The sequence below is a fragment of the Pantoea sp. B9002 genome (genome assembly GCF_013385945.1).
In the GTDB taxonomy this organism is placed as follows: Bacteria; Pseudomonadota; Gammaproteobacteria; order Enterobacterales; family Enterobacteriaceae; genus Pantoea.
The window spans coordinates 105,135-116,866 of the sequence record NZ_JACAPA010000022.1; the positions used below are offsets into that span (position 1 = coordinate 105,135).

The window sequence follows — 11,732 nt, forward strand, 5'->3', positions numbered from 1 at the left end:
CAAATTCACACCTATCTTGCTGATAAATCATAAAAGCGCGTTTTCCTCACCTGCGTCAGTAAGCAATTAATTAGCTTACAAAACCGTTACATTTTCCCGATCCAGTGCCGATAAACGCAATATGCCCGATTTTATCGGGCCTCCTTCGCGTTTCACACCAAGGGATTATGTATGGGTATCTTAAAAAATTTCACCATCCGCGCCGTATTGCTCACCATTCTTGGGCTGTTTTGCCTGCTGTGGTGTGCCGTTGGGCTGTTTAGCGTCCACTCACTGAACGCCCTCGGCGAGGGCAACGAGATTGACCGCCAGCTGGTCAATCAAATGACGGTTTTAAGCAAAGGAAATGATCAATATTTTCGTGTCGTTACGCGTCTGTCACGCGTGATGGAAGGTCGCGCCTCAGGAACCGCAGTCAGTGCTGATGCTTTTACCCCAGTGCAACAAGCGCTCGACAACATGAAAAATCTGCTGGCGCAGTTTAAAACCATGGCGCCGGGTCCGATGGACGCGGAGACCGCCAATAGCGTGATCGCCAACTGGCAAAAATTGCTGGATGAAGGTATCGCACCGCAGGTCTCGCTGGCGCAGCAGGGCACGGTTGAAGCCTATCGCGCGCAGGCCAATAACGTCACGCCGCCGCTCAGTCGCGCGTTTGGTGCCAGCGCGGAAGCCTTCAATAAAGCCGCAGGCAGCAAACTGGATGAGACGCGCGTCACCGTCGATAAGCTCACCAGCATCACCAAGGTGATCATTCTGGTGGCGGTGGTGATTGGTTTGTTCATCCTGCTGTTTACCGATCGCTATCTGGTGGCGATGCTGGTGAAACCGCTGGAGCGCATCCGCAACCATTTCGCGATTATTGCGCAGGGCGACCTGAGTCAGCCGGTGGAAGATTTTGGCCGTAACTGCGTCGGCAAACTGGTGCCGCTGCTGCGTGCCATGCAGGACAGCCTGCGTGAAGCGGTAAGCGCGATTCGCAGCGGCACTGAAAACATCTATCGCGGCGCGGCGGAGATCTCCTCCGGCAACAATGATCTCTCTTCACGCACCGAAGAGCAGGCGGCGGCGCTGGAGCAAACGGCGGCCAGCATGGAGCAGTTAACCGCCACCGTGAAGTTCAACGCCGACAACGCGCGTCAGGCCAGTTCGCTGGCCGAAACCGCTACCGGCACCGCGCAGCAGGGCGGGCGGTTGGTGGGTGAAGTGGTGACCACCATGCAAGGCATCTCCGGCAGCTCGAAGAAGATCGCTGAGATCACCAATGTGATAAACAGCATCGCCTTCCAGACCAACATCCTGGCGCTGAACGCCGCGGTAGAAGCCGCGCGCGCCGGTGAGCAGGGCCGTGGTTTTGCCGTGGTGGCCAGCGAAGTGCGCAATCTGGCACAGCGCAGCGCCGGTGCGGCGAAAGAGATCGCTACATTGATCGAAGATTCTGTGCAGCGCGTGGAAAAAGGTTCGGAGCTGGTGAGCAGCGCGGGTAGCACCATGCACGACATTCTTAAGTCGGTGCAGGATGTGAATGAGATCATGAAGCACATCGCTGCTGCGTCGGAAGAGCAGAGCAAAGGCATTTCGCAGGTTGGTACCGCCGTCACCGAGATGGACAGCGTCACCCAGCAGAACGCCTCGCTGGTTGAGGAAGTTTCTGCCGCTGCCAGCGCGCTGGAGCGCCAGACGCAGGAGTTGCAGGCCTCGGTGGCGAAATTCCGTCTGTCGGATAGCGCACCTGTGAGTAAAGCCGTGGTATCGCCAACCGCGCTGCGTCGGCCGGTCTTGTCTGGCGCAGGTCTCGCGCAGCCGAAATCAACCTCTGACGAATGGGTCTCTTTCTAAACCTCAGATAACCACGCCACCAGTTCCGGCAGGAACGGTGGCGCATCTTTTTCCGCCCGCTGTAACAGGCTGTAGCTTGCGCCGGTCGCCACACAGGCGGCAAACGGCGCAATCAGTCGCCCATTCACCACATCGTTCTGCACTAAAGTGACATCCGCCACCGTGACGCCAAATCCCTGAATCGCAGCGCTGATAGCTAAATCCATGGTGGCGAAATGCTGATTACGCGCCATCGGCAACGCGGCATCCAGCCCGGCCAGCCACAGCTGCCAGTCGCGTGAATCCTGCGTCGGATGCAGAAAAGTAAACTTCGCCAGTTCGCCAATCTGGCTGGGCGGCGTGACGCTGCTGGCCATTACCGGCGTTAAACGCTCCTCAAACAGGCAAATCGAACCGGCTGGCGACGGGCCAAACACAATCGCCGCGTCAAAATTATCCAGCTGCGAGCCATGATCGAGCGTGGTGGTCAAGGCTACGTGAATATCCGGACGCTGCTGTTCCAGCGCCACCAGACGCGGCACCAGCCAGCGCATGGCGCAGGTGGGCGCTTTCAGGCGAATCGAGGCGTTGCTGCGGCTGGCTTTTTCTGTGGCATTCACCAGCATGGCGAAACCTTGCTGCAGTTCCGGCAGCAGCGCGGCACCTTGTTCGGTGAGATGCAGGCCACGCGCGTGGCGGGTAAACAGCGCGAAGCCCAGCCAGCTCTCCAGCGTGGCGATTTTACGGCTCACTGCGCCTTGAGTAATGCACAGTTCGCTAGCGGCACGCGTCAGGTTGAGATGGCGCGCGGTGACCAGAAACGCGTGGATGGCATTGAGCGGCAGAGCAGAGCGGGACATAACAACCTCAAGCTATGATTTTTAATCATGGCTATTATGACAACAATTCGCTTGTCGACTCAAGCCGCACACCGTTGAATAGAAATCTACTTTCGATACGTGGTTATGCAACCACACGAGGCACCAATGACCCTGAATAGCAGTGTTAACATCTCTTCCAAACAGCCCGATGTCGGCACGACGATTTTTAGCGTCATTGGCCAGCTGTCGGCGCAACACCAAGCCATTAACCTGTCGCAAGGCGCACCGAACTTCCCCTGCGATCCGCAGCTGGTTGAGCTGGTTAGCCAGGCGATGCGTGACGGCCATAACCAATACGCTTCAATGACCGGCCTGCCGTCGCTGCGTGAAGCGCTGGCGGAGAAAGTTCATACGCTGTATGGCCAGCACTATGATGCCGGCAGCGAAGTGCTGATCACCGGCAGCGCCAGCCAGGGTATTTACATGGCGATTTCCGCGCTGGTACACGCGGGCGATGAAGTGATCTTCTTCGAACCGGCTTTTGACAGCTACGCGCCGGTGGTCCGTCTGCAGGGCGCTACGCCAGTTGGCCTGAAGTTGCAGGTGCCTGATTTTGCCATCAATTGGGACGAGCTGCGCGCCACCATTACGCCGCGTACCCGCATGATCATCATCAATACGCCGCACAACCCTAGCGCGCAGGTGCTGTCAGCGGCGGATCTGGATCAGTTAGCCGCGTTGACGCGCAACACCGATATCGTGGTGCTGTCTGACGAAGTCTACGAACACATTCTGTTTGATGGTCGTAAGCACTGCGGCATGGCAACGCATCCGGAACTGGCGCAGCGCAGCGTGGTGGTCTCATCCTTCGGTAAAACCTTCCACGTGACCGGCTGGCGCGTGGGTTATGCGCTGGCACCGGCAGCGCTGATGGACGAGATCGTCAAAGTTCATCAGTTCATGATGTACGCCGCCGATACACCGATGCAGGTGGGTTTTGCTCACTATCTGCAAAATCCGCAGAACTATCTGCAGCTGTCGCCGTTTTATCAGGAGAAGCGCGATCGCCTGCTGACCTTGATGCAGGATTCGCCGTTTAAGCTGCTGCCGAGCGCCGGTTCGTTCTTTATGTTGGCCAGCTACGGACATTTCAGTGACGAAAGTGATAGCGAAATGGTAAAACGTCTCATCGTCGATCACGGTGTGGCCACCATTCCGTTGTCGGCGTTTTATATGGACGGCACTGACAATAAATTAATTCGCCTGTCATTCGCAAAAGACGACGCAACACTTCAGGCCGGTGCAGAAGCGCTCTGCCAGGTCAAAGGGTAACTTAGGGGTAAATATAATGAAAAAATTGAACGCACTGTTTGTCGCTCTGGGCATGCTGACCTCGGCGCACGCGCTGGCGCAGGAAACCTTACGCTATGGTCTGGAATCACAGTATCCGCCATTTGAGAGCCGCAACGCGCAGGGCGAATTGGAAGGTTTCGATATCGAACTGGGTAAAGCGATTTGTCAGGTAGGCAACTTCGACTGTAAGTGGGTGGAAAGCAGCTTTGATGCGCTGATTCCAGCTCTGCAGGCGAAAAAATTTGATGCCATTAACTCCGCGATGAACATCACCGAAGCGCGTGCGAAAAGCATCGACTTCACCAAGCCGATCTATCGCATTCCGACCATGCTGATCGTGAAAGAGGGCGAGAAGCTGCAGCCAACCGCCGAATCACTGAAAGGCAAAAACATCGGTGTGTTGCAGGGTTCGATTCAGGAAACCTATGCCAAGAAGCACTGGGAAGCGCAGGGCGTTACGGTGACCTCTTATCAGGATCAGAACCAGGTTTACAACGACATGATTGCCGGTCGTCTTGACGGCACGCTGGTGATGTCAGCTGCCGGTCAATCGGGCTTCCTCGAAAAGCCGCAGGGTAAAGGTTTCGCCTTTGCCGGCAAGCCGGTAGAAGATGACACCATTCTCGGCACCGGTATCGGTTTTGGCCTGCGTAAAGGCGATGACAAACTGAAACAAGAGCTGGATGCGGCGATCACCAAGGTGCAAACCGATGGCACCGTTACCAAGCTGGCAGCGAAATTCTTCCCTGGGATTGATGTTTCCGCTAGCAAATAACGTTGAAAAGGTCGCCATAAATGGCGACCCTACGGTTTGAGGTCGTCATTTATGACGACCTTTTTGTTTTATTTCGCGGCTAAATAACACAACGCTTCGGCCACCTGATACGACTTTACAAACGAGGGAACCGGCAAAAACTCGAAGCGCGAATGGAAATTGTGCGCGCCGGTGAAGAAGTTCGGCGTCAATAATCCTTTGGCGGACAGCGCTGCGCCGTCGGTGCCGCCGCGCATCGGGATCACTTTCGGCTCTACGCCCACCTGCTGCAGCGCGGCAAAAATCAAATCAATCGCGCGACGATCCTCACCAATCGCATTACTGATATTGCTGTAAGTGTCGTTAATGGTCAGCGCCACATGACCGGTGGGATAACGCGCGGCGATTTCATCAGCGACTTCCACCAGTTGCTGTTTCTTCGCATCAAAACCCTGCAAATCGAAATCACGAATCGACGCTTTCAACACCGCACGGCTGGCGTTGGCATTCATATCGTTAAACCAGATATAACCTTCACGGCCTTCGGTATGTTCGGGGGTTTTTAAGCGATCAAAGCGCGAGATGAAGTCATGCGCCATCAGCAGCGGATTGACCAACACGCCTTTGCCCGACATCGGATGCGCCGGCACGCCGGTGAACACCAGCTCTGCGGCAGCGGCATTGAAGTTTTCATACACCACTTCACCCAGCTCGCAGCAGTCGATTGTCCAGGCGAAATCGACGTTAAAGCGCTGCTCCAGATCCAGCGCTTTGGCGCCGCGCAGGCCAATCTCTTCATCGGGGACAAACGCCACCACGATATCACCGTGATCGCCACGCAGGTTCTCCAGCAGCGTCATCACCACCGTCACCGCCGCTTTGTTATCGGCGCCCAGCACGCTGGTGCCGTCGCTGAAGATAATCTCCTGCCCGAGATAAGGTTGGATCTCTGGATGTTCCGCCACGCGCAGCCAGATGTCCTGCGTGCTGTTGAGGCACAGATCTTCACCGGTGAACCTGAGGGTTTGCGGGTGGATGTCCGGCGACAGGCCGACATCCACGGTATCAATATGGGTGATAAAACCGATGCGCGGCGCATCAGGGCGATTGCCAGGTTTCACCGCCGTGACCGTGGCGTGCTGGTCAATCACGATATCCTGCAATCCCAGTTCGCCCAGCTCCTTTGCCAGTAACTCCGCCATCGCATGTTGGGACGGCGTACTCGGCAGCGTGGTTGATTTGGCATCGCTTTGGCTGGAAACCGCCAGATAACGGTAGAAACGCTGGGTCAATTGGCTGGCAAGTTGGTCTGTCATCACAATTCCTTATTAGCATTGCGGCGTCTGTAGTACGCGTGCTGGTTAAATCATGTTATTTATTAATCAGATGAACATTAAATAACGAAGCAGACTCATGGAAGTCAATAAAAAGCGAGGATCATGATGAAAAAAATGATGGCAAATCTCACTCTCACGGCAATCGGCTTGGCGGTCGCGGGCGGGGTTTCGGCAAAAACGCTGGTTTACTGTTCTGAAGGATCGCCAGAGAACTTCAACCCGCAGTTGTACACTTCGGGAACCAGCGTCGATGCCAGCGCAGTGCCGATTTTTAACCGCCTGGTGGACTTTACGCCCGGCACCACCGAACTGGTGCCCAGCCTCGCCGAGAGCTGGGATATCAGCCCGGATGGCAAGGTCTACACCTTCCATCTGCGCAAAGGGGTGAAATTCCAGAGCAACAAGCTGTTTAAGCCATCGCGCGATTTCAATGCCGACGACGTAATCTTCTCGTTTATGCGCCAGATGGACCCCAAAAACCCGTATCACAATGTCTCCGGCGGTAACTACGCCAACTTCGAAAGTCTCGAGTTGGCGAAGCTGATCACCAGCATTGAGAAGGTCGATGACAATACGGTGCGCATCACCTTAGCTCACGCTGAAGCGCCATTCCTCGCCGACTTAGCCTGGTATTTTGCCTCGATCCATTCGGCAGAATACGCCGACCAGATGTTGAAAGCCGGCACGCCGGAGAAGGTCGATATGGAGCCGATTGGCACCGGACCGTTTGAGCTGGTGCAGTATCAAAAAGATTCACGCATCCTCTACAAAGCCTTCCCGGAATACTGGCAGGGCAAGGCGAAACTCGATCGTATTGTCTTCTCCATCACGCCGGATGCCTCGGTGCGTTACGCCAAGCTAGAGAAAAACGAGTGCCAGATTATGCCGTTCCCCAATCCGGCCGATCTCGAGAAGATGCGCACCAATCCCGATTTAACGCTGGAACAGAAATCGGGCCTGAATACCGGTTTCCTGTCGTTCAACACCACCAAAGCGCCGCTGGATAACGTGAAGGTGCGTCAGGCGCTGGCGATGGCGATCAACAAGCAGGCGATCATCGATGCCATCTTCAAAGGTACCGGCACGGTAGCGAAAAACATCCTGCCGCCGGACGTGTGGAGTGCAGATAAAGATCTCAAGGATTACGACTACGATCCGCAGAAAGCCAAAGCGCTGCTGCAGGAAGCGGGGATTAAGCCAGGCACCGATATCGCCTTGTGGGCGATGCCGGTACAGCGACCGTATAATCCAAATGCGCGACGAATGGCGGAGATGATTCAGGCGGACTGGGCCAACGTGGGTATCAAAGCCAATATTGTCAGCTATGAGTGGGGCGAATACCTCAAGCGCGTGAAAGGCGGCGAGCATCAGGCAGCGCTGATGGGCTGGACCACAGCGACCGGCGATCCGGATAACTTCTTCGGTCCGCTCTACAGCTGCACCTCGGCGAATGGCGGTTCCAACTCGTCGAAATGGTGTTATCAGCCGTTTGAGAAGATCATCACCGAAGCGCGCGCCGAGCAGAATCACGACAAACGCGTGGCGCTGTATCAGCAAGCGCAGCAGATTATGCATGACCAAATGCCAGCGGTGATGATTGCTCACTCAACCATCTTCGAGCCGGTGCGCAAATCGGTGAGTGGTTATCAGGTCGATCCGTTCGGTAAACACATCTTCTATCCGGTGGATATCAAGAACTGAGTTACGGCTTCCAGCGCTGGCGCAGCGGTTCCTCTAACGCATCCAGCTGTTGCAGCAAAAAGGTGAGAAACACATTCAGGGCGGCACTGCGAGGTCGCCCTGATTGCGTCTGCAGCTGCAAGGTTCGCTGGCTCAGCTGATCAATTCCTACCGAGCGCAAAATCAAACCGTGCGTTTCCACCTCCTGCAGCACGGTAAAGGCGCTGCAAATCGTTACCGCCTGCGGCGTGCGCAAGAGGAATTGAAACAGCATCGAAAAGGTATCGCAGGTCATCACCGGCTCAACCAGGCTGCCGTTCATGTGGCTGGCGAGCTCAAACAGTTGCCGCACGGTGGTGTTTTGCTGCGGCAAGGCCAGCGGATAGTGACTGAGATCGGCGAGCGTGACCTGCGGCGCGGTCGCCAGCGGATGCGTTTGATGCATAACGATTAACACCGGTGCCGGCCACGAACCCATCACTTCCACACCGCGCTCAGCGTGGAGACTAAACTGCAGCGCCACATCGCACTCGCCGTTGCGCAGTGCCTCCGCCACGCCTTGCGTGCTGGCGACTTTCACATCGAACAGCACGCCCGGATTATCATTGCGGAAATCCGCGATCATGCGTGGCAGCAGGGTAAACGCCAGCCCATCGGTGCAGGCTACGCGGATCAGCGTACGGCGCACCGCTTTCAGTCCCTTAATCTCCGCCAGCGCATACTCCATATCCAGCAGGTTCTTACGTACGTGATGCGCGAAGATTTCGCCCGCCTCGTTCAACACCATGCCGCGCGCGTGACGCGCAAACAGCGGCACGCCAACCTGATTCTCCAGCCGCTGAATTTGCCGACTGATCGCCGACACCGCCACAAACAGCTGTTCGCTGGCGGCGCTAAGCGAGCCGGTGTTAGCGACGGCGAGAAAATAGCGGATTTCACTGCTTAACATGCGGATGCCTCATGGTGGTGCATGCCTCGAAATCGGGCAGCCTGGCTTTGCTTTAAAAGCAAATCTTACTCGATAAATTGATAATTGTGGCAAAGCAGTGTTTCCGCAAAGATGCGTTAACGACAAAACAATAAAAGACAGGGCAAACATGACAGCACAACAGGCGGTTCAACAGGCCACCGCTTATTTTGACAGCGGGGAGTTTCAACGAATTTTGGCACGTCGCGTGGCGCAACGTACCGAAAGCCAGCGCGACGATCGTGACAGCGAATTACAGCGCTATTTGCAGGATGAGATCGGCCCGCAGCTGATCGCACTGGGCTTCACGTTGCATTCCATCGACAACCCGGAAGCCGCTAATCGACCTTTCCTCGTGGCGGTACGCATTGAAGATCCCATGCTGCCAACCTTGCTCAGCTATGGTCACGGCGATGTGGTGTTTGGTGATGATGAAAACTGGCGCGATGGCTTATCGCCGTGGCAGATGGTTGAAGAGGGCGATCGCTGGTATGCGCGCGGCAGCGCCGATAACAAGGGCCAGCACTGCGTCAATCTGGCGGCGCTGGAGCAGGTGTTTGCGTTGCGCGGCGGCAGCCTGGGCTTCAACTGCAAAATGCTGTTCGAGATGGGCGAGGAGATCAGCTCGCCAGGGCTGGCGCAGTTGTGCCAGCAACATGGCGAACTGCTGCAAGCCGATCTGTTTATTGCCTCAGACGGTCCGCGCCTCAACGCGGTTCGTCCGACGCTGTTCCTGGGCTCACGCGGCGCGGTTAATTTCCGTTTGACCGTTAACGCGCGTGACAACGCGTATCACTCCGGCAACTGGGGCGGCTTGTTGAGCAATCCGGGGACGCAGTTGGCCAACGCTATCGCTTCGCTGGTCAACGCGCAGGGCGTGTTGCAGGTTGAGGCGCTGAAACCTAACTCTTTGACGCCGCAGGTGCGCGATATTCTGGGCGATATCGAGGTGGGCGGTATGCCGGGCGATCCCGATATCGACATGAACTGGGGCGAGCCGGGACTGACGCCAACCGAACGCCTGTATGGCTGGAACACGCTGGAAGTGTTGTCGTTTCTCACCGGCAATCCGGCGCGTCCGATGAATGCTATTCCGGGCAGCGCCACTGCGGTTTGTCAGCTGCGTTTTGTGGTGGGTACCGATTGGGAAAACCTCGCCCAGCATGTGCGCGCACATCTGCATCAGCACGGTTTTGACTATGTGGAAGTGGAGTTTATGCGCGGATCGCCAGCGACACGCCTTGATCCCACCGATCCGCTGGTCAACTGGGTGCTGACCAGCATGGCGGAAACCAGCGGCAAGAAACCGGCGCTGCTGCCTAATCTTGGCGGCTCGCTGCCTAATGAAGTGTTCTCCGACATTCTCGGTTTGCCAACCTTGTGGGTGCCGCACTCGTATCCGGCCTGCGGCCAGCATGGCGTCAACGAGCATATGTTGAAATCGATTGCGCGCGAAGGTTTGCAGATTATGACGCGCCTGCTGTGGGATCTCGGCGAGCAGGGAACGGAACTGGTGGCGCAGCATCGTGCGCATGTTGGAGGTGGCCAATGAGTACATTAAATACCACGATGCCATTGAGCGCGGCGAAGCCCAATCTGCACAAAACGCTGTTCGCCACCTGTATCGGTAACGCGCTGGAGTGGTTTGATATCGCCGTTTACGGCTTTTTTGCCAGCTACATTGCGCATGCCTTCTTTCCTACCAGCGATCCGTCGGTCTCGATGTTGCTGACCTTTGGCAGTTTTGGTGTGTCATTCCTGATTCGTCCGCTGGGCGCGATTGTGCTGGGCAACTATGCCGATCGGCATGGTCGGAAAAAAGCGTTGTTGTTATCGATCAACCTGATGATGCTCGGCGGCGCGGTCATCACCTTCATGCCGAGCTACAGCAGCATTGGCCTGATGGCACCGCTGCTGATTTTGCTGGCGCGTCTGGTGCAGGGTTTCTCTGCCGGAGGCGAATTTGGCAGCTCGACGGCGTTTCTGGTTGAACACTTCCCGGAGCGCAAAGCCTTTATTGCCAGCTGGCAGTTCGCCACGCAGGGCGCTAGCACCTTGATGGCGTCGGCATTTGGACTCGGACTGACGCAGATTCTCAGCGAAAGCCAGATTCAGGATTGGGGATGGCGTATTCCCTTCGCCTTCGGCCTGCTGATTGGCCCGCTGGGGATCTATATCCGACGTCACGTACATGAACCGGCGAGCTTTGCTGAGCACAAACCGGAAGCCGCGCCGCTGAAAAGTCTGTTTGGCCGACAGAAGGAGTTGATGCTGTTGGCGATCGGCCTAATGGTGATTTCGACTGCGGTGAATTACATGCTGAACTATGTGCCGACTTACGCTACCAAAAATCTGCATCTTTCGGGCAGTGTGGCGTTTACAGCTACCTTGTTGGCGGGTGTGATTTTGACGGTGGTCACGCCCATTATGGGGTTATGGGCCGAGCGTGTGGGGCGCGTGCCGCTGATGTGGGGATCGCTGATTTTGCTGATCGTCACCATCTATCCGGCGTTTAAGCTGGTGGTTGATCACACCACGCCGACTACGTTGATTTTGCTGGTGTGCTGGATGGCGCTGCTGAAGTCGATCTACTTCTCAACGGTGCCGTCGGTGATGGCGGATCTGTTCCCGATTGGTACGCGCGCCAGCGGCATGGCGATCAGCTATAACGTGGCGGTTACGGTGTTTGGTGGCTTTGCACCGCTGATTTGTACACTGCTGATTAGCGCGACCGGCACCAGTCTGGCGCCCGGTTACTATTTGATGGCGATGTCGGTGTTAAGCGGCCTGGCGTTACTGCGCAGCCAGAAGCGCGTTTCATAAAGGTTTCAGGGTTACAGGTCGCCACTTATGGCGTAATGCTTGTCAGCTAAGGCAACGGCGAGTGTGCTGGCCGGGGCCACTTTTAGTCCGGCGGTCCTCGCGCCGCTTACGCGGTGCCTTCACTTCTCTCGTCTGCCTGACGGACCGGCGGAGATGAACTGAACCCCTTAACCTGGACT

9 protein-coding genes are annotated in these 11,732 nt (G+C 56.3%); 6 read left to right on the forward strand and 3 right to left on the reverse strand.

The genetic code is table 11. The features are described from left to right. The first annotated feature begins 171 nt into the window (after positions 1-171). Positions 172-1,839: a methyl-accepting chemotaxis protein gene (locus HX773_RS13495; RefSeq protein ID WP_176971924.1), complete on the forward strand. Its 1,668-nt coding sequence runs from the start codon at positions 172-174 to the stop codon at positions 1,837-1,839. On the opposite strand, the gene HX773_RS13500 is transcribed toward HX773_RS13495, so the two are convergent. Further along, complete coding sequence (locus HX773_RS13500; RefSeq protein ID WP_176971925.1) at positions 1,836-2,678, reverse strand: LysR substrate-binding domain-containing protein; 843 nt, start codon at positions 2,676-2,678, stop codon at positions 1,836-1,838. The two genes, HX773_RS13495 and HX773_RS13500, sit on opposite strands and share 4 nt — an antisense overlap. A gap of 126 nt (positions 2,679-2,804) precedes the next feature. Between HX773_RS13500 and HX773_RS13505 the strand changes: the two genes are divergently transcribed. Together HX773_RS13505 and HX773_RS13510 are read left to right on the forward strand one after the other, a co-directional pair. Further along, positions 2,805-3,971: a methionine aminotransferase gene (locus HX773_RS13505; RefSeq protein WP_176971926.1), complete on the forward strand. Its 1,167-nt coding sequence runs from the start codon at positions 2,805-2,807 to the stop codon at positions 3,969-3,971. Positions 3,972-3,987: 16 nt separating this feature from the next. Continuing rightward, positions 3,988-4,767, forward strand: a complete 780-nt coding sequence (locus HX773_RS13510; RefSeq protein WP_176971927.1) for a transporter substrate-binding domain-containing protein — start codon at positions 3,988-3,990, stop codon at positions 4,765-4,767. Between the two features lie 68 nt (positions 4,768-4,835). Here the strand turns inward: HX773_RS13510 and pepT are convergent, their stop codons facing one another. Next, the gene (gene pepT, locus HX773_RS13515; protein ID WP_176971928.1) at positions 4,836-6,062 is read right to left on the reverse strand and encodes a peptidase T; all 1,227 of its coding nucleotides are present in this window, start codon (positions 6,060-6,062) and stop codon (positions 4,836-4,838) included. Between the two features lie 126 nt (positions 6,063-6,188). On the opposite strand from pepT, the gene HX773_RS13520 reads away from it, so the two are divergent. After that, positions 6,189-7,784 (forward strand): ABC transporter substrate-binding protein, encoded by a 1,596-nt coding sequence (locus HX773_RS13520; protein ID WP_176971929.1) that lies wholly within the window; start codon positions 6,189-6,191, stop codon positions 7,782-7,784. 1 nt (position 7,785) lies between these two features. Here HX773_RS13520 and HX773_RS13525 read toward each other — a convergent pair whose 3' ends face one another. Further along, entirely contained in the window at positions 7,786-8,712 is a 927-nt protein-coding gene (locus HX773_RS13525; RefSeq protein ID WP_176971930.1) for a LysR family transcriptional regulator, read from the reverse strand. A 148-nt stretch (positions 8,713-8,860) separates the two neighbouring features. Here HX773_RS13525 and HX773_RS13530 point away from each other — a divergent pair, with 148 nt between their 5' ends. Continuing rightward, entirely contained in the window at positions 8,861-10,282 is a 1,422-nt protein-coding gene (locus tag HX773_RS13530; protein ID WP_176971931.1) for a M20 family metallopeptidase, read from the forward strand. Next, the gene (locus HX773_RS13535; RefSeq protein ID WP_176971932.1) at positions 10,279-11,553 is read left to right on the forward strand and encodes an MFS transporter; all 1,275 of its coding nucleotides are present in this window, start codon (positions 10,279-10,281) and stop codon (positions 11,551-11,553) included. The genes HX773_RS13530 and HX773_RS13535 overlap by 4 nt, the downstream gene beginning before the upstream one ends. Positions 11,554-11,732 lie beyond the last annotated feature (179 nt).